Source organism: Flammeovirga sp. AWQ4_249, from assembly GCF_056161045.1.
In genome coordinates this window covers 41,176-61,987 of record NZ_JBSWYJ010000016.1, presented here as the reverse complement: position 1 = coordinate 61,987, position 20,812 = coordinate 41,176, and the positions used below count along the sequence as shown (strand labels likewise).

Here is a 20,812-nt window from a genome sequence, read left to right as displayed (position 1 = left end):
AGCTGCTATTTTAACTTGTTCAAAAACTATATTACAATAAAATAAAATACTTTAATTATAAATTTTTCATTCACTTAACAACTTTATTATGGTAACTTAAATAATAAATCAAACCAATTATCTATTGCTAAAAACGATAGAATTACAAACACAAACTATTAAATCAATTAACCAGCAACTATTTGTATTACAAAATGAAATATGAATCTAAATTATTACTTAAAAGTATGAAATCTATCAAACTATCTTACTTAATAAGGAGCTTGGCATTGCTATTTTTTTTTGGAACTATTTCTCCAATAAATGCTCAAGTTTCTCAAAATGGTTTACTACAAGTAAACGGCAACAAAGTTGTCAACCAAAATGGCCAATCTGTTAGCTTTGCAGGCCCAAGTTTATTCTGGTCTAACAATGGTTGGGGAGCTGAACGATTCTACAACGCAGGTGTTGTAAGTTGGGTCAAACAGGATTGGAATGCAGGAATTATTCGAGCAGCAATGGGAGTTGAAGATGGAGGTGGATACTTCCAAGACCCTGGAGCTAATAAAGCAAGAGTAGAGACAATTGTCAATGCAGCTGTTGCGAATGATATGTATGTTATTATTGATTGGCATTCTCATCACGCAAATGAACACGATTGGGCTTCTGCTTATAATTTCTTTTCTGAAATGGCTCAAAAGTATGGTCATTTAGATAATGTTCTTTACGAGATCTATAATGAACCATTACAAATTTCATGGTCATCAGGTATCAAACCTTATGCAGAATCAATTATTTCTGCTATTCGTAATCATGATCCTGACAATATAATCATCGTAGGTACGCCAACATGGTCTCAAGATGTTGATCAAGCAGCAAATGATCCAATAAATCAGCCTAACATTGCTTATACATTACATTTCTATTCTGGTACTCATGGACAATACCTTAGAGATAAAGGTAACTACGCTTTATCAAGAGGTTTGGCTCTTTTTGTAACCGAGTGGGGATCTGTAAATGCAAATGGAGACGGCGCAGTGAATTATGATGAAACTTGGGCTTGGGTAGATTGGATGAAATCTAACGGAATATCTCATTGTAATTGGTCAATTAATGATAAACAAGAAGGTGCCTCAGCATTATTCCCAGGTGCTTCAAGTAATGGAGGATGGTCAAACTTGACTGCTTCCGGAGCATTCGCTAAAGAAATCATGTTATCATATGATGGAAATGGATCAGGAGATGGAACAGGAGGTGATGATATTATTGAAGGTAATTGTCAAACTGTGACATTACCAGGGACAATTCAGGCAGAATCTTTCTGCAAGGCAAAAGGTGTTCAATCTGAAGCTACAACTGATGAAGGTGGAGGAGAAAACATCGGTTATATTGATGATGGTGATTGGTTAGAATATACAATCAATGTTCCTTCAGCAGGAACGTATTTAGTTGAATATAGAGTTGCATCAGAAGTCGGAGGAAGTCAGTTAAGATTAGACCAAAATGAAGGTAATGATATTCGTGGTTTAGTTGATATTGTAAATACAGGAGGATGGCAAAATTGGCAAACAGTTTCTCATGAGGTTACTTTTCCTACTGCAGGTGAACAAAATATAGGTGTTTATGCAGTAACTGGTGGTGTGAATATTAATTGGATTTCTATTACTTCAAATGGGAATGAGGATAACGATGATGAAGTTTCTACATTAACTATTCCTGGTAAAATTGAAGCTGAAAATTATTCTTCTATGAATGGAATTCAGACTGAATCAACAACTGATTCTGGAGGAGGAGAAAATATTGGATGGTTTGATAATGGTGATTGGGTTCGCTATACTATTACAGCACAATCAGCAAATGAATATGAAGTGACAATAAGAATGGCATCTGAAGGTGGTGGAAATGTTTCAATTGAGATCAATGGAAATATTGTAACAACATTAGACGTTCCAGCAACAGGCGGTTGGCAATCGTGGCAAAACATTTCTACAAATTTAAATTTACCATCTGGAACGTTTGAACTTGGTATATCAACAACCTCTGGTGGTATAAATGTGAATTATTTAGATTTTAAACAATTGACTCCTTGTCAATCTAATGGAGTTTCTTCAGTGAATTTAACTCCAGGTAATTCTACTGTCAATTTGAATGAATCTGTACAATTTGTTTTCTCAGCAATTGATAATTGTGGTAACGAAATCAATACGACACCTTCATGGTCAGCAAATGCTCCAAATGGTAGCTTTACCGCAAGCTCTGTGGGGCAACATACCGTTACAGCTGAATTAAATGGAAATGTGGCATCAGCGACTATCACAGTTTTAGAAGATGGAGGAGATAATAATGGTGGTTTTGTAGTTTCAAGAAATGGTTTACTACAAGTAAGTGGTAATAAAGTAGTAAATAAAAATGGTCAACCTGTAAGCTTTGCTGGACCAAGTTTATTCTGGTCTAACAATGGTTGGGGAGCAGAACGCTTTTATAATGCTGATGTTGTTCAATGGGTAAAAGACGATTGGAATGCTGGAATTATTCGTGCTGCAATGGGAGTTGAAGACAATGGAGGTTACTTTACAGATGCTGCAAGTAATAAAGCAAGAGTAGAGACAATAGTCAATGCAGCCATTGCAAATGATATGTATGTGATTATCGATTGGCATTCTCACCATGCAAATGAACATGATTGGTCACAAGCAGCAAACTTCTTTGCAGAAATGGCTCAAAAATATGGTCAATATGATAATGTGCTTTATGAAATCTATAATGAACCACTACAGATTTCATGGTCTTCTGGTATTAAACCTTATGCTGAATCAATTATTTCTTCAATTCGTCAGCATGATCCAGATAATATCATCATTGTAGGTACACCAACATGGTCTCAAGACGTTGATCAAGCGGCAAATGATCCAATTAATCAACCAAATATTGCTTACACATTACATTATTATGCAGGAACTCATGGCCAATCACTGAGAGACAAAGGTAATTATGCTCTTTCAAGAGGTATTGCTCTTTTTGTAACAGAATGGGGATCTGTAAATGCAAATGGTGATGGTGGAGTAAATTACAATGAAACTTGGGCTTGGATTGATTGGATGAAAGCTAATGGAATTTCACATTGTAAATGGTCATTGCATGATAAACAAGAAGGTGCATCTTTCTTAAACCCTGGTGCCTCTAGTACTGGAGGTTGGTCGAATCTTACAGCTTCAGGGGCTTTTGCTAAAGAAATTATGGCAACATATGATTATGGTACCGATAATGGAGGTGATAATGATAACAACGGAGATGATAATAATTATGGAACTACAATTCGTTTAGAGGCTGAAGATTATACACATATGAGTGGTATAGAAGCAGGAGGTGGAGTTGTAGGGTATATTGATGCTGGTGATTGGTTGGCTTTCCATGATGTAAATATTACAGCAAGTGGAAATTATACAATTTCATATCATGTTTCATCACCTTTCTCGGGAGGTGTAGTTCAACTTGAGGGTAATGCCGGTTCGACAGTATATGGAAGTGCAAATATTCCAAATACAGGAGGATGGGGCAATTTTCAAACTATCTCACATACAGCAAATTTAAATCAAGGAGTTCAAGATTTTGGAATTGGTTTTCCTGCAGGTCCATTTAATTTAGATTGGATTGAAATTACACCTGTTCAATCAAATTCTAGAAAAGCTGGTGGACATAATTTGTCATTAGAAAAAGAACTAGAAATAATTGCTTATCCAAACCCAGCAAATAATAAGCTTAATTTATCTGGTTTAGGAGAAAAATTTCATCAGTTAAATCTATATAGCTTGGATGGAAAAATAAATAATTCTATAACTATACCTTCTGAAAATGATTTTACATTAGATGTTCAATCATTGCAAAAAGGAGTGTATGTAGTTCAATTTATTGGTAAGAATGAAACAAAAACTATTCGTTTTATAAAAAAATAAATAGAGCTAAAGGTGAGGGGTTAATTACTCTTCACCTTTATATTTTGTGATATAAAATTTGATTATAATATGATCAAAATCAGTTCTTTTTTAATGTCTTTTTTAAGGTATTTGTCCATTTTATTTATTTGTGTAATAAATCTTAAGGAGGTAGGCAAACTCATATAATTTTCTTGTATTTGAGTATGTGATTATTTTAAAAACTCATTTACTGTAAATTGACAATGGAAAATACAATCTTGTCTGCAATTGAAAAATTAGAACATAAAGTTTCCCTAATGCAAGGAAGAATAAAATCCTTAGAAGGAAATGGATCTTCATTCAAAGATACTGAACATTTGAAGGTGAGAATAAAGCGTCATAAAATGGAAATTAATGAACTGAAGTTTCATCAAACAAGAGGGTAAAATAACCTAATTATACTTTTACTAAAAGAAATATTATCAAGGTGTTAAAGGCTTACTTTAATGCCTTGATTTTTTTTATTTGTAAAAAGTACCATTTAAAAAGAAACTAACTTGCTTACTATTCTCATTATTAGTATTTTTATACTATATACTGTTATATTAATACAACTAGCAAATTATAAATGAATAAAGCACTACTTTTCATTACACTAGCATTTTTTATTACTCCTAGTACTTTATATTCTCAACATACAAATAAGCAATTTGAACACCTGAGGGTAGAAAATGGATTATCTGATGCTACTGTTAGCTCCTTTCTTCAAGATGATAAAGGTTTTATGTGGTTTGGTACTTTTAAAGGATTAAATCGATATGATGGTTATCAAATGAAAGTTTTCCCATATGATATGGGAAGTAATAAAGGACCAAATGATAACATGATTTCTTCTTTATTACAAGATCATCAAGGTTTGATATGGATAGGTCTTAATAATAAAGGAGTTAGTGTATATAATCCTGAAAAAGAAATGTTTAAACATCTATTAGGTGGGAGAGAGACAAATCGTAAAATTGCGAGCATTTCTGTCAACTGTCTTTTTGAAGATGCTGAAAATAAAATGTGGGTGGGTACAAGTGATGGCCTATCTGTTATTTCAAAAGATAGAAAAAAATTTCAAAAATATTATTATGATGAAGCGAATCCAACTACTTTAAATGGAGAATCCGTTTATGATCTTGTTGAAGATAAATGGAATAGAATATGGATAGCTACCGATAATAGAAAGCTTTGTGTCTATGATAAAAGCTCACAAAAATTCTCTGAGGTTGAATACACTCATCTTCCATTAAATAGTCTAGAGGATAATGTAAAGAAAAACCTTTTTATCTATAACGATACTTTACTTTATATTGGAAGTAATAGTGGAGGATTGTCGGAATATAATTTATTAACTGGGGATTTTAAAACATACTTATCTGATACAAATGGAAAAGGACCTAGTAGTAATAATATTAAAGATATTTTGGCAGTAGATGATAAATTGTGGATTGCTACAGATGGAGCAGGTTTGGATGAATTTGATATTAGAACAAAGAAATTTTTAAGCCATAAACATTCTAAAGTTAATCCTCTGTCTATTTCTTCAGATGTATTGTGGAAGATGTATAAAGATAGACAAGATAATGTTTGGCTAGGAGCCTATCTTCAAGGAGTCGATAAATTTGATCCTAGTAAAAACTTTTTCAGACAGATAAGTAATAACCCATGTGATTTTAGGACATTACCGAATAAGCCTGTATTGTCACTCTACTATGATGATAATCACAAGTTATGGACAGGAACGGATTGGGGAGGATTGCATCAACAACTGTCAGAAAATGAAAATCATTTTAAACATTTTTCTATTGAAGGAAAAGAATCTTCGGAGTTTGCATTCGATGTAGTTAAAGCTATTGCACAAGATTCTTTAGGCAATTTACTTGTAGGTACATATAGTGAGGGGCTTAGAATTTTTGAAAAGAATACTGGTAAATATTTTCATTTAAAAAGAAACAAAGATGATAAATGCCTACCAAGTAATAACATTTGGACTATACTTACAGATTCTAAAGGATCAACTTGGTTAGGTACTTTGGGTGGTGGAATTGCAAAATATGACCCTATAAAAAAAGAATGTATACGATTAGATTTACAGTATCTAAATACGGGTCAACATCATGTATATCATATTTATGAAGATTCTAATTCTAATTTGTGGTTTAGTACAGATGGTGGGGTAGTATTTTATGATAGAGAGAAAGATGAATGGAATATGGAATTAATGGATCACTTAATTCAAAGAAACCATAATTATAGCTACATAAAAGCCGTTTACGAGGATAAATTACGTCACATTTGGATGGCAACGGCGGTAGGTCTCTTAAAATATTCTCCAGAAAGAAATGAGTTTGATCTAATTTCAAAAGAAGATGGATTACCTCAATTACCCATCTTAAATATTACTTCAGATAATAGAGGAAATCTAATTGTCATTTCGAAAAAATATGTTTCGAAAATGTCACTTTCTGATGAATCAGTAATTAGTTTTCATATTGCTAACAATTCATTTAATTATAATGTCATTGAAAAAAGTGAAAGAGGGGAAATATTAATTGGAGGGACAGAAGGTATTACTGTTTTTAATCCAAAACTGTTAGAAAAAAATAAAACAGCACCTCCTGTTTATATCACTGGCTTTGATCTATTTAATGTAACTCAATCTCCATTAGATTCTGCATCAATTCTAAAAGAGTCAGTTCTTGAAACAGAGACCATAGAATTGGAATATGATCAATCAGTATTTAATTTTAATTATTGTGCATTGAATTTTACTGAAACAGAGAGAAATGCATATGCATATAAATTATCTGGTTTCGATACAAAATGGAATTATGTTGGGGATAGAAAAATAGCAACATACACGAACCTGGATCCAGGTAAATATACTTTTAAAGTAATCGCTGCTAATAATCATGGAGTATGGAATAAAGAAGGAGCTTCAATCAATGTTATTGTAAAAGCACCTTTCTGGCAAACTACTTGGTTTAGAGTATTAATGTTCTTATTGATCTTAGTAGGCTTATATCTATTACAAAGAATAAGGATTATGAATGTCAAAAAGCAATTTGCTTTGGAGAGTATTCAAGCGGAAAGAGAGAAGATCAAGATTCAAAATGATACACTTGAAAAAGAATTAGATAACACAAAGAGTGAACTGACGAATATAACAATAAGTCATTTGCACAAGAATCAAAGTTTACAACAGATTAAACAGAAATTGGAAGAGCTTTCAGTCGGTTTGGGTAGCACAGAAAAAAGAAGAGTAAAATCTATTGTAAAAGAAATAAATAAAGAAAGTGAGGATCATGATTATTGGGATAAATTTGAACATCAATTCAATAAATCTCATGATAATTTCTTGGAAAGATTTAAAACAGAATATCCTGACTTAAGCAAAAGAGAACTTAGAATTTGTGCTTATCTAAGAATGGATTTAGAAAATCAAGAAATTGCTACACTAATGAATGTTAGTGTAAGAACTCTAGAAACTTCTAGATATAGAATCAGAAAAAAAATAGGCTTAGAAAAGAGAAAATCTCTAACAAAAATGATTACTCGCTTCTAATATCAAAACAAGGTTGCTAAATTTGGCAACCTTTTTTAGTGAACAAACAATTATAATTTTTTTATTGTGAAAGATAAATCTCTTTTAAAATCACCAATGTATAAGTTCTTACTTGTACTCTCTATTGCTACAGCATTAGGTTTTCAAGGTTGGAGAACCTTATTTAATAATTTTGCAGTAGATGAAATTGGTTTAAATGGATTTGATATTGGAGCAATTCAGTCATTTAGAGAAGTACCAGGCTTTTTGGTAGTTACAGCACTATTTTTTTTGATGTTCATTAGAGAAGATAAGTTTGCTTCAATCTCTATTATTGTAATGGGAGTTGGTGTAGCTTTGACTGGTTTTTTTTCTTCTTTTTGGGGATTAATGTTTACGACTTTAATCATGTCAATAGGTTTTCATTATTTTGAAACTTCTAACCAATCTTTGACATTACAAAATTTCTCTAAAGAAGATAGTCCACATGTACTTGCAAGATTAAGGAGTATTATGGCCTTTACAAATATTGCAGTAGGAGGTGCTATCTATGGATTATCTTATTTTTCTTCTTACGAAAATACTTACCTACTAATAGGTGTTCTAGTTGTATTGGCAGGTTTTTGGGCTATTTTTCAAAACCCTATTGATAAAGAAGCTGTTCCTCAACATAAAAAAATGATATTCAAAGGAAAGTATTGGCTTTTCTATGTTTTAAATCTTTTAAGTGGAGCTAGAAGACAGGTTTTTGTAGTTTTTGCTGTATTGTTACTGGTTGAAAAATATCAATTTACAATAAAAGAAATTACAGTTTTATTTGTCTTAAATAATATAATTTCAATGTATTTCAATCCAATCATTGCAAGAATGCTAAATAAGTATGGAGAGAGAAAAATGTTAAGTTTTGAATATATCAGTTTAGCAGTAGTTTTTATTGCATATGCTACTATTGAAAATAGATGGGTAGTAGCGGGTTTATATATTATTGATCATATTTTCTTTAGCTTTTCAATTGCTATAAAAACTTATTTCCAAAAAAATGCAAACCCTAAAGATATTGCTCCATCAATGGCAGTAGGGTTTACTATTAATCATATTGTCGCAGTATTCTTACCACTATTGGGTGGGTGGATATGGTTACAAGATTGGACATTACCATTTTATGGAGGAGCATTTTTATCTATCATATCATTAGTTTTTGCTCAATTTGTAAAGGTGCCTTCAACTGAAAATTAAATTCATTGTATTATATCAAGTATTATTCATTTTATGTGGAAAAAAGTGGAAGGAGTGTAAGATGAATATCTTCATTTTTACTACTTTGAGGCAACTTTAGATAATATTATTTCTAACGAAAATGAACATTACTATCAAAAGATTTGTATGATAATTAGTACTTGCTATTAATTTCTAAATAATAAAATCATTTGATGGCAAAACAACTATTGAAATATTCAACCTATTCATTCAATTACACACATGACAGAAATACAAAAAGTAGCACAAGAGTGTATCGATAATGCATTTACTTATGAAGTATATCGTGAAGCATTAGATAGTTTATTAGCTGAAGAACCAACGATTATTAGTTATGATGATTCATCATTGGTAGATTATACTCGATTGAATGTTACCAGAATGCAAAGGATTGATAAAACTAACAGGTTATTAGATCCTTTACGAGAAGCTGGAAGAGCGATTAATAGAAGTGTGTATTGGTTGGTGATCACTGAAGGATGGTGTGGTGATGCAGCACAAAGTTTACCTATCATTGCTGAAGCAGCTCAAGTTTCACCAAAAATTGATTTGAGGTTTTTACTTCGTGATAATAATGTAGAATTGATGGAGCAATTTCTTACAAATGGCTCGCGATCGATTCCAAAATTAATTATGATTGATCAAAAAACTAACGAAGTAATAGATGTTTGGGGACCAAGACCTCAAGAGCTAACTGAATTGATTCCAGAATTTAAAAAGGAAGTTGGTGAAGATAAACAACAATTTTCAATGAAAGTCCAAAGATGGTATAACAAAAATAAAGGTAAAGCCATTATGAAGGATCTTCAAAAAATGTTAGAGAGTTTAAAATAATTAAATTATAAATGTAAGTTTGTTTGTATTCAATTTCAGTATACAAACAAACTTTTTTTTATTATGTCATCCCATCATATAGTAAAAGATGATCAAGAGCCTGCTATTCTAATTGATCATTTATCTTCCTTTTCACAGCCAATAATTTTATCCATTCTAGAATGGAGCCCAATTGTTATCGCTACAGATAATTCTTATGAACAGCTTCTTTCTTTGGACATTAAAATTGATGTAATCTTTTATGAAAAAAATGAAGAGGCTATTTTGGAAAATATGAGACATCAAAATGAATATTTTCAATTAGAACAAGTTCACGGAAGTTTATTAGAGTCAGTATTGAAATGGTTAAATAAAAAAGATCATTTTGCTTTAAATTATTTTACATCTTCACTGCTGATTGATGATTATAAGTTTTGGGAAACTCAATCTTTCATCAAAACTTTAGTAGTTTTTGATAATAAATATAGGTGGATTCTTAATAAGAATTCTCCTTATCAAAAGTGGTTACCAAAAGGAGTGACAATCGCTACAAATGGTAGTATTATCCAACATCAAAATTTAGAACAACGCTCAATAAATAATTATGAAGTAATAAATGATGGAACTGTAAATATAGAACATCAGTCCGCTCTATTTATTGGTGAATCTATGGATTTCGATCATTTATTTTAATCAATCTTCATAAGAAAATACAGTATCGAATATTGTTGCAACAAATATTTTATCTAATTCTCTATTATTTTCCAAAAAGTCCATTAAATTCGTGCATCTAAGAATAATAAACACAATGAATACTTACAAAATTCCCTTTGAAACAGCAGGTCTTTATGGCAAAATGTTTCTAGATTATCTTTCAGAAAAAGAAGAAATTAAACCTTTATATAAATATTCACCTCAGTTATCATCATTTGAACAGATTATCAAAGATAGAAGCTCTTTTACAAAAGATGCTCGCCAAAGATTAGTCGATTCATTGCATCATCAATATGAGGGAATCAGTTCTTTCCCTAAAGAAAATGTAGATGCTTTATTGGAAAATAATACATTTACTGTAGTAACAGGTCATCAGTTAAATATTTTTACTGGCCCATTATTTTTCATCTATAAAATTGCTGCTACAATTAATCTTTGTAAGCAATTAAAAGAACAATACCCTTCATATAATTTTGTTCCAGTATATTGGATGGCAACAGAAGATCATGATTTTGAGGAAATAGCTTCCTTTCAATTAGGAGGACGCAAATATACATGGGATCATCCAAATGCTTCAGGTCCTGTTGGTAGACTAACTTTAGAAGGAATTGATACCATTCTAGATAGGATTAAAGATATGCCATCTCTTTTTGTTGATGCTTACAGGGAAAGTAAAAATTTGTCAGAAGCAACACGAAAGATAGTCAATACACTTTTTGGTGAGCATGGTTTAGTAATCGTTGATGCTGATTACAAAGAGATGAAAGAGCCTTTTAAAGAGGTTGTATTAGAAGAACTTTTTGATAATACAGGTTTCAAAAATGTATCAAAAACGAATCACTTAATAGAGGAGGAGGGATATAAAACCCAGATTTATGCTAGAGAGATAAATCTGTTTTATATGGAAGATGGTGTTAGATTACGATTAGAAAAAATAGATAATGGTTTCCAAACAGTAGGTGGTGAATATTCTTGGACAGAGGATGAAATTCGTCAATTAGTAAGTGATTCTTCAGAAAAGTTTAGTCCTAATGTTGTATTGAGACCTGTTTTACAAGAGATATTACTTCCGAACCTAGCTTACTTAGGAGGACCAGCAGAAGTAGTTTATTGGTTGCAATTAAAAAATGCATTTGATGCATATGGTGTACATTTTCCAATGGTTTTACCTAGAGGTTTCTGTCTGATTTTAGATGGTCACTTCTCTGAGAAATGGAAAAAAACTGGTTGGGAATTAGATAAACTTTTACAACCTAAAAGAACTATTGAAGATCAATTATTGGATGATGATGAAGCAATAATTACAGATCTTTCAAAGGAGTTAGCCCAAATTGAGTCTGCTTATGATGAAATTTTGGAAAAAGCGAATATAATAACTCCAACGCTACAAAAGCATGTGGATGCTGAAAAGACGAGAATGGTCAAAAGAGTTAAGCATACTCAGAATAAACTGAGAAAAGAAGGTAAAAGAAAGATACAAGAAGATATTGAAAGAGTTCTATGTATAAGAGAGTGTCTTCTTCCTAACAATGCACCTCAAGAAAGAATTAAGAATTTAATGGAGTTTTGGCCTAAAAATATCAATTTATTTTCCGAACTTATTAAAGAGTTAGATCCACTATCCTTTAATTTAAATGTGATGGTGGAAGAATAATAAATTTTACCACCCAAAACACTATTTAAAATAATGGATATTTCTTCATCTTCATTTAATGATAAAAAGTTAAATGATAAAAAGTTATTCAAAAACCCTATTCTAGAAAAATTAACCCACACACATGCAGCAGTTCCAATTACTATGTATTTATTAATTGGATCAGGACTATTGTTTTATGGAATGTATAATCAATTAGTCTCAGCTGTATTATCAGTGGGTTTATTTTTTGTGGGATTATTATTTTTTACATTCATTGAATATGTAATGCATAGGTTTCTTTTTCATATGGAACCAAGTACTGATTTGAAGAAGGATATTACGCATAAATTTCATGGAGTACATCATCATCACCCTAAAGATAAATCTAGATTAGCCATGCCACCAATACTTAGTGTAATTTTGGCTTCTGTCTTTTTTTTCTTGTTTAAATTAGGAATGGATGACTATTCTTATCCTTTTACATCGGGTTTTCTAACTGGATATGCATTATATTTAGGTGTTCATTATATGATTCATGCAATGCAACCTCCTAAGAACTTTTTTAAGGTCTTATGGATTCATCACAGCATACATCATTATAGAGATGATACAAAGGCATTTGGTGTTTCATCACCTTTATGGGATTTTATTTTCCGGACAATGCCTGATTGATATGATAATTAGAGATTAAAATAAATAGAAAATGACAAAGTACATTGATCAAAACAAGGATAGATTTTTATCTGAATTGTTTGATTTGTTACGAATTCCATCCGTAAGTACAGATGCAGAATATCAGCCAGACATCAAAAAAGCAGCTGCTTTTATTGCACATAAATTAACAGAAGCAGGAGCAGACAAAGTTGAAATTTGTCCTACAAAAGGTAATCCTGTAGTTTATGGTGAAAAAATGGTAGATCCATCATTACCTACAGTAATTGTTTATGGACATTATGATGTACAACCTGCTGATCCTATTGACTTATGGGATACTCCTCCATTTGAACCAACAATTAAAGGAGAAAACATTTATGCTCGTGGTGCTTCTGATGATAAAGGTCAGATGTATATGCATATCAAGGCATTTGAGTCAATGATGCAAAACAATACATTGGCATGTAATGTGAAATTTATGCTAGAAGGAGAGGAGGAAATTGGTTCAGTAAACTTAGGTGATTTTATTCGTGAGCGGAAAGAAGATCTAAAAGCTGATGTTATTTTAATTTCAGATACAGGAATGATTTCTGTCGATACCCCTTCAATTACTGTAGGTTTAAGAGGTCTAAGTTATATGGAAATTAAATTGACTGGACCAAACAGAGACCTTCATTCAGGTATGTATGGTGGTGCAGTTCAAAATCCATTAAATGCAATGGCAGAAGTGGTTGCCTCTTTAAAAGATGAAGATGGTCACATTACAATTCCTGGTTTTTATGATCAAGTTGAAATGCTTTCAGATGCGGATAGAGCAAAAATGGCTAAAGCACCATTTGATTTAGATGCCTATAAAAAAGCACTTGATATTGATAAAGAGTTTGGAGAAAAAGGATATTCTACAAATGAAAGAACGAGCATTCGTCCGACTTTGGATGTAAATGGAATGTGGGGTGGTTATACAGGTGAAGGAGCAAAAACAGTTATTCCTTCTCAAGCATTCGCTAAAATCTCGATGCGTTTAGTTCCACATCAATCTTGGGAAGAAATCTCAAAATTATTTACTAAACATATTGAATCTATTGTTCCTGATGGAATTAAAGTGGAAGTAACTACTCATCATGGAGGTACTCCAGTTGTTATCCCAACAAATTCAATTGAATATCAGGCAGCAAATGATGCTTATGCAGAAGCTTTTGGTAAAGAACCTATTCCAGTAAGAAGTGGAGGGTCAATTCCAATTGTTGCACTTTTCAAAGAAGAACTTAATCTAGATTCAGTAATGATGGGATTTGGTTTAGATTCAGATGCAATCCATTCACCAAATGAAAAATTTGGTATTTTCAATTTCCTAAAAGGAATAGAAACAATTGAGTTGTTCTATAAGCATTATGCTAAATTGAAGAAATAATAGAAAGATGAAACAAAAAAGAAAGCAATTAGGTTATATACTTGATTGCTTTTTTTATTGAAAAAATTAAAGAGAGAGTAAAAGTTGTAGTAGGGTTAGAACAAAATAAAAGGGTTATCCATAAAAGACAACCCACAATTATAAGTTTAAAATTCTTTGTTAAGGCTAAGGTATACAGTCATGAAAATAAATACCCGTAATAACAACAACTTGAGGCGGAGTTGTGTTAGCAACTTTAACAAGTGTAAATATAATTATTCTAGTGTAACAATTGCACTATATGTAGTTTTTTTTTCTTAATTCGATAAGAATCATCTTAATTAAATGAATTAAGTAACTTTTTGCCTTCAAAACTCTGCTTTCTAAATTTTTAATAGTACTTTTGCAATTTAGAACCATACTAAATAATGAAATAAGAAAAATCTAATTATTAATAGTGTGATTTCTAGATAATAAACATCAGTTTTTCTCAATTTTGAGGAAAGCCCAAACTTTTGATTCGATATTTACACAGCGTAGAAAACGTTTAATATAATGAGTGCAGATCAGGATAATAAAATATTAGAAGACTTTACGTCCAAAGAATATGAGCATGGTTGGACTGTTGATATAGAGGCAGACCAAGCTCCTAAAGGACTAAATGAGGAGATTGTAAGATTCATTTCTGCGAAGAAAGAAGAGCCAGAATGGCTTTTAGAGTGGAGATTAAATGCATTTAGAGAGTGGCAAAAAATGACTTGTCCAGAATGGGCTAACGTAGTATACGAAAAGGTAAACTACCAAGACATCATTTATTATTCTGCTCCAGTTCAAAAGAAAGCAATAGAATCTTTAGAAGAGGTAGACCCTGAATTATTAGCAACATTTGAAAAGCTAGGTATTTCTCTAGATGAACAAAAGCGTTTAACTGGAGTTAAAGATTCTAATATTGCAGTAGATGCTGTATTTGATTCTGTATCTGTTGCCACTACATTTAAAGATACATTAGCAGAGAAAGGTATTATTTTCTGTTCTTTTTCAGAAGCGGTTAAAGACCACCCTGAATTAGTGAAAAAATATTTAGGATCTGTCGTTCCTGTTAAAGATAATTTCTTTTCTGCATTAAACTCAGCAGTATTCTCAGATGGTTCGTTTTGTTACATTCCAAAAGGTGTTCATTGCCCAATGGAGTTATCAACATACTTCAGAATTAACGCATCAGGTACTGGTCAGTTCGAAAGAACATTAATCGTTGCAGAAGATTCTTCTTATGTTTCATACTTAGAAGGTTGTACTGCACCTCAACGTGATGAAAATCAACTTCACGCAGCTGTTGTTGAAATTTTCGTTCACCAAGATGCTGAAGTGAAATATTCAACAGTTCAAAACTGGTATCCAGGTGATGAGAATGGTAAAGGTGGTGTATATAACTTTGTAACGAAACGTGGTATTTGTGATGGTGATAATGCTAAATTATCATGGACACAAGTAGAAACTGGTTCTTCTGTAACTTGGAAATATCCTTCTTGTATTTTAAAAGGAGATAATTCTGTTGGAGAATTTTATTCAGTAGCTGTTACAAACAATATGCAACAAGCTGATACAGGAACTAAAATGATTCATATTGGTAAAAACACTAAATCAAGAATTGTTTCTAAAGGTGTTTCTGCTGGTAAATCACAAAACTCATATAGAGGTTTAGTGAAAGTTAATAAAGGAGCTAAAGACTCTCGTAACTTCTCTCAATGTGATTCTTTGTTAATGGGGGATCGTTGTGGTGCTCATACATTCCCTTATATCGAGGTGGATAACAATACTGCTAAAGTTGAGCATGAGGCAACAACTTCAAAAATCGGTGAAGATCAAATTTTCTACTGTAACCAACGTGGTATCGATACTGAACAAGCTGTAGCTTTGATTGTAAATGGTTACTGTAAAGAAGTTTTAAATAAATTACCAATGGAATTTGCTGTAGAAGCTCAAAAACTATTGGCATTATCATTAGAAGGTTCAGTAGGTTAATCTATTAATCATCTAATTATATAACTAAGAGGCAGTTCTGTAAAGAGCTGCCTTTTTTTTGTTCTCAAAACATTAATATTAAACTTTTGGTTGTTTGTGTAATTTTAATTTTATTGGGAATAGACTCATTTTTTTAGAACTACCAAATATGAACTACGACAAAGAATGGTATTTATCCGTTTTAAATGCCATTAATGATATGATATTAGTAAAAGGAGATAAATCAAAACTACTATGGGCTAACAAAGCATTTTGTGACTACTATAACATGTCCAATGAACAACTCCAAAATATAATTGACTCAGAACATAGTGACCCTGATGATACTATTCAATATGTAAAAGATGATCACTATGTATTTTCAAAAGGGATAACATTAGATGTTCCGTCAGAAGCGGTAACTGATGGAGAAGGAAATGAAAACTATTTCCATACCATAAAAAACCCTATAAAAAACAAGGATGGGATCACAGAGAGAACCGTTGGTGTATCTCGATTAATTGAAGACGATGAGTTAATCGCACATTCTAAAAAACTAAGAAAAGAGCAAAAAACAAGTATTAGAAACCTAAGAGCCTTTGTAAATACGATACCTTCTCCAGTAATCATGTTGGACTTAACAAAGCGTATAATTACTTATAGTGATTCTTGGATTAAAAATTTCCCAAGTAAAGAAGAATTATTCGGGGAGAATTTTAGTGATCATTATAAGAAACTATTTATTCAAAGTGAATTAGATGAAGTTATAAAAAACAAGATTAGATGTACCATAGATGTGGTTTCATTTAAATTTGACGGACTTCAAAAGTATTTCAAGGTGCATATTGATCCATGGGCAATGAGTTCAGGCGAAATAGGAGGTGTACTTATTTTATTAAATGATATTACTTCTGAAATAGAAAAGGAAAAGGCATTAAAAGCTCATAATGAAGAATTAAAACAATTTGCATATATCACTACTCACGATGTCAAAAGTCCAATTGCAAATATTGAGAGCTTCTTAGAATTTTTAAAAGAAGATAAGACTATTACAGATATTACATCCTTAAATGCAATCCATTGGATTAGTAAGTCAATAGAAAAAGCAAATACTAAAATTGATGATTTAGTGAAAGTTATAGAGCAACGTGAGGCTTCTATATTCAAAGAAACAATCTCCTTACCTTCATTTATAGATGACATAAAAGGGAGTGTTAATGTAGATGAACTTTCTTTAAAAGATTTCTTAGACGTTGAAATTATAGGATCAACCTCAATAGTATCTTCAAAAAAACAATTGAATACAATCTTCGAAAACCTATTGACGAATGGATTACGTTATCGTAAGAATAATAAGAATTTAAAGATTAAACTTACAGTTGATACAACTTCCTCTGCTGAAAACAGTATTACTATTTCAGATAATGGTGTAGGTATCAATCTAGATTTGCATGGTGAGAGAATTTTTGAGATGTTCAAACGAGCCAATGATGTAGTAGAAGGAAATGGATTAGGGTTATATCTTGTTAAACAAGCGTGTGGACAATTAAGAGGAAATGTTAAAGTGAAAAGTCAGTTGAATCAAGGAACAACTTTCATTGTTTATTTACCTAAAAATTAATGATTATGAATATATTATTAGTTGATGATGATGAAGCAGCAAGTTTCTACAATGAAATTATTTTAAAGAGAGCGAATAATACATTTAATATTATCACTCAAAAGAATGGGGAAGAGGCCATAGGTTACCTTCAGATTCATAATAATGAAATTGATTTGATTCTGTTGGATATCAATATGCCAATCATGAATGGTCATGAATTTTTAGAAAATTATTCTTCTTTTAAATATCATGTTCAAGTTGTAATGTTAAGTACTTCTATTCTTAAAGAAGATAAAGATAGAGCAATAGAATACGAATTTGTAAAAGGTTTTATTAATAAGCCTTTATCTTATGATCTACTAAAAAAATATGCTGTATTAGTATAATGTTGTATGTAGAAAACTACCCGAAATTATTGCCCCGAAATACCCGCTTAAAAAACCAATGACAGCTCCTGATATTACTTGATAATAAGTGTGTGCATTTAAATAGAGTCTAGCTGTCATTACTAAACCTAATAAGATAATAGTCACTCCAAAAGCATCAAAGAGTATAATATGAGGTACTGCTTCTTCAGAAATAAAGTAGTATAAAATACCTAATAGACCTGATAACCCAACACAATGCAGGCTTATTTTATCAATGAAATTAGCAATATTGGCACTGACTAATGTAATCGTTGCAGAAGTAAAAGCAATACTTAAAGCAGTGCTTACATTTATCTTTGCAATTAGAATATAGCAGATTACTCCCAATGAAAGAATCATTAATGACAAAGCAAATGCACGTTCCTCTCTACTATGCATTTGTGGGCTCTTGACAACACCAAATCGTTGCATAATTAATAAACAACTAATAGGCATAAGTGTACTTATTGTACCCAGTAAGCTAAACAAAGACCATCTAGCATTATCATCTAGCCAAGGTGCTTCATTTACCCCAAAAAGAAATAACCCCGCAATGATGCAGGGTATAAAAATAGGGTGTAAAAGAACAGAAATAATTTGAAATACTTTTTTTGTTTCCATATTAAAGTTCCTTTCTCATTCTAGCTACAGGAATATTCATTTGCTCTCTGTATTTGGCAACTGTTCTTCTTGCAATGTTATATCCTTTGATTCTTAGAAGTTTTTCAAGCTTGTCATCAGATAAAGGTTTTTTCTTATCTTCATTATCAATCATGTCTCTAAGAACAGACTTTACTTGTTTGCTACTTACATCTTCTCCACTATCTGTTGAAATACTTTCAGAGAAGAAATATTTAAGAGGATAAATACCAAAATCCGTTTCCACAACTTTACTACTTGCTACTCTTGAGACGGTTGAGATATCCATTTGAATAATCTCAGCAATGTCTTTTAGAATCATAGGTTTTAATTGTCCTTCATCACCACTTAAGAAAAATGGCATTTGATAGTCAACAATTGCTTGCATTGTACGTAGAAGAGTATCTTGTCTCTGTTTGATAGCATCAATAAACCATTTTGCAGCATCAAGTTTTTGCTTCACAAAACGAACCTCTTCACGCATCTTCTTCGTTTTCTTTGGTGTTTTATCAAAAGCATCAATCATGTCTCCATATTGACGACTTACTCGAAGATCTGGAGCATTTTTTCCGTTTAATGAAATATTGATTCTTCCATTAACTTCTTTGATGATAAAATCAGGAGTAAGAAATTGTGCAGAAGCAGCATTACTATTCACTCCGCCTGGTTTTGGATTTAAATGAATGATAAGATCAATCGCATCTTTCATTTGTTCATCGTCAATACCTAACCTCTTTTGAATTTTAGTATAGTGCTTTTTCTTGAATTCTTCAAAACAAAGAACAATCATTTTGATAGCTATTTTGACAATAGGATCATTTGTGTCTTTTTTCTTTAATTGAATTTCAAGGCATTCTTGTAATGTTCTTGCACCTATACCAGGAGGATCAAATTGCTGAATTTTCTTTAATGTTTTTTCAACATGATCTAGATCTGTTTCGACATTTTGTAGAAAAGCCAAATCATTCACGATAGCTTCTAATGGTCTACGGATATAACCATCACTTTCTATACTACCGATGAGTTGTTCGCCAATTTGTTGTTCAACATCATCAAGTTTTAGAAAACTCAATTGCATCAATAAAGCATCTCCCAAAGTATCCATCATAGGAATTGGAAGTTCTTTATCGTCGGCAACATCACCGTCGCCATACATTTTATATCCAGCTACGTCATCTCTATTGACGTAATCATCAAGATTAACTTCGTCTATTGGGTCTATTTCAGGAATGTCATCAAACTCTTCATTTGAATCTTCATTAGTAGTAGTATCGTCACTCCCAAACTCGTTTTCTTCTCGGTCAGACTCCTTCCCTTCTTCAAGAACTGGGTTTTCTTGTAGTTCTTCTTGGATCCTTTTTTCCAATTCGATCGTCGGTACCTGCAACAATTTAATAAATTGAATTTGTTGCGGCGATAATGTCTGTGTCTGCTTGAGCTTCTGTGCCTGTTTTAACATGGTCTTTGAAGTCAGTAATTAAAAAATATATTTCTATACACTAAAAAAGAGTAAAGAAAATAAAACAGTTTGATGACGGTAAATCATCTTATCCTTATCCTAAAGAATATACAATTTTAGCTTCAAATGCTTATCTTGCCTATTCTTTAAACACATTGGTTAATTAGGTATAAGTATATTTAATACACGAAAAATAACATATTTTGTTGTGGAAATAAAATTAAAATCGTGCCATTGTATCCTTAACACTGAAAATCAATATTTTATATTTTAAATAACTTTTAATATGAAGAATTTTTTAGCTTTAGCCGCCTTATTTGTGACTCTTTTTTCGTCTTGTGATAGAAAAGTAAACAATGAACCTCAAGTTTCAGTATCAGAATTTGTAGAGATCAGAAATGAACATCCTGATGCAATTGTTTTAGATGTACGTACTCCTGGAGAATATGCTACAGGTACAATTGAAGGTGCTGTAAATATTAATGTAATGGATGATTCTTTTGCTTCAAAAGTTGAAGGGTTAGATAAAAACCAAACTGTGATGGTTTTCTGTAAAGCTGGTGGAAGAAGCGCGAAAGCAAAACAAAAATTGGTTGATATGGGTTTCACCGAAGTAGTAGACCTTGAGGGTGGTATTACAGGATGGAAAGAAGCTGGAGGAGAAATTGAGCCAACGAATCAATAATCTTAATACCTCTATAGATATTATTAATTGGATCTTGATTGAATTCTAAAGTAAATTGCATCCATTAATTAG

General features: G+C 31.7%; 15 protein-coding genes. 13 read left to right on the top strand and 2 right to left on the bottom strand.

The window, feature by feature from the left end; translation table 11 throughout:
- Positions 1–227: 227 nt before the first annotated feature.
- The 12 genes from ACXAHM_RS13520 (at position 228) to ACXAHM_RS13465 (ending at position 17,936) form a co-directional block, all read left to right on the top strand.
- Entirely contained in the window at positions 228–3,932 is a 3,705-nt protein-coding gene (locus ACXAHM_RS13520) for a cellulase family glycosylhydrolase (RefSeq protein ID WP_474960976.1), read from the top strand.
- A 224-nt stretch (positions 3,933–4,156) separates the two neighbouring features.
- A complete protein-coding gene (locus tag ACXAHM_RS13515; protein WP_474960975.1) occupies positions 4,157–4,339 on the top strand; it encodes a hypothetical protein in 183 nt (60 codons plus the stop codon).
- A 182-nt stretch (positions 4,340–4,521) separates the two neighbouring features.
- Complete coding sequence (locus ACXAHM_RS13510) at positions 4,522–7,503, top strand: two-component regulator propeller domain-containing protein (protein ID WP_474960974.1); 2,982 nt, start codon at positions 4,522–4,524, stop codon at positions 7,501–7,503.
- Between the two features lie 96 nt (positions 7,504–7,599).
- Positions 7,600–8,718, top strand: coding sequence for an MFS transporter (locus ACXAHM_RS13505; RefSeq protein ID WP_474960973.1), 1,119 nt, complete (start codon positions 7,600–7,602; stop codon positions 8,716–8,718).
- A gap of 243 nt (positions 8,719–8,961) precedes the next feature.
- Positions 8,962–9,573: a thioredoxin family protein gene (locus tag ACXAHM_RS13500; protein WP_474960972.1), complete on the top strand. Its 612-nt coding sequence runs from the start codon at positions 8,962–8,964 to the stop codon at positions 9,571–9,573.
- Between the two features lie 63 nt (positions 9,574–9,636).
- Positions 9,637–10,245 (top strand): hypothetical protein, encoded by a 609-nt coding sequence (locus tag ACXAHM_RS13495; RefSeq protein ID WP_474960971.1) that lies wholly within the window; start codon positions 9,637–9,639, stop codon positions 10,243–10,245.
- 115 nt (positions 10,246–10,360) lie between these two features.
- On the top strand, positions 10,361–11,920 hold the full coding sequence (gene bshC / locus ACXAHM_RS13490; protein ID WP_474960970.1) for a bacillithiol biosynthesis cysteine-adding enzyme BshC: 1,560 nt from the start codon (positions 10,361–10,363) through the stop codon (positions 11,918–11,920).
- Between the two features lie 33 nt (positions 11,921–11,953).
- Complete coding sequence (locus ACXAHM_RS13485; protein ID WP_474960969.1) at positions 11,954–12,574, top strand: sterol desaturase family protein; 621 nt, start codon at positions 11,954–11,956, stop codon at positions 12,572–12,574.
- A gap of 31 nt (positions 12,575–12,605) precedes the next feature.
- Positions 12,606–13,967 carry a dipeptidase gene (locus ACXAHM_RS13480; RefSeq protein WP_474960968.1) on the top strand — a complete coding sequence of 454 codons (1,362 nt, stop codon included), beginning with the start codon at positions 12,606–12,608 and terminating at the stop codon, positions 13,965–13,967.
- Between the two features lie 534 nt (positions 13,968–14,501).
- Positions 14,502–15,968, top strand: a complete 1,467-nt coding sequence (sufB, locus tag ACXAHM_RS13475; protein ID WP_474960967.1) for a Fe-S cluster assembly protein SufB — start codon at positions 14,502–14,504, stop codon at positions 15,966–15,968.
- 148 nt (positions 15,969–16,116) lie between these two features.
- Entirely contained in the window at positions 16,117–17,568 is a 1,452-nt protein-coding gene (locus ACXAHM_RS13470; protein ID WP_474960966.1) for a PAS domain-containing sensor histidine kinase, read from the top strand.
- 5 nt (positions 17,569–17,573) lie between these two features.
- Positions 17,574–17,936, top strand: coding sequence for a response regulator (locus ACXAHM_RS13465; protein ID WP_474960965.1), 363 nt, complete (start codon positions 17,574–17,576; stop codon positions 17,934–17,936).
- On the opposite strand, the gene ACXAHM_RS13460 is transcribed toward ACXAHM_RS13465, so the two are convergent.
- Positions 17,928–18,578, bottom strand: coding sequence for a hypothetical protein (locus ACXAHM_RS13460; RefSeq protein ID WP_474960964.1), 651 nt, complete (start codon positions 18,576–18,578; stop codon positions 17,928–17,930). The genes ACXAHM_RS13465 and ACXAHM_RS13460 overlap by 9 nt on opposite strands.
- A gap of 1 nt (position 18,579) precedes the next feature.
- Positions 18,580–20,055, bottom strand: a complete 1,476-nt coding sequence (gene rpoN, locus ACXAHM_RS13455; RefSeq protein WP_474960963.1) for an RNA polymerase factor sigma-54 — start codon at positions 20,053–20,055, stop codon at positions 18,580–18,582.
- 286 nt (positions 20,056–20,341) lie between these two features.
- Here rpoN and ACXAHM_RS13450 point away from each other — a divergent pair, with 286 nt between their 5' ends.
- Positions 20,342–20,740, top strand: coding sequence for a rhodanese-like domain-containing protein (locus tag ACXAHM_RS13450; protein WP_474960962.1), 399 nt, complete (start codon positions 20,342–20,344; stop codon positions 20,738–20,740).
- Positions 20,741–20,812 lie beyond the last annotated feature (72 nt).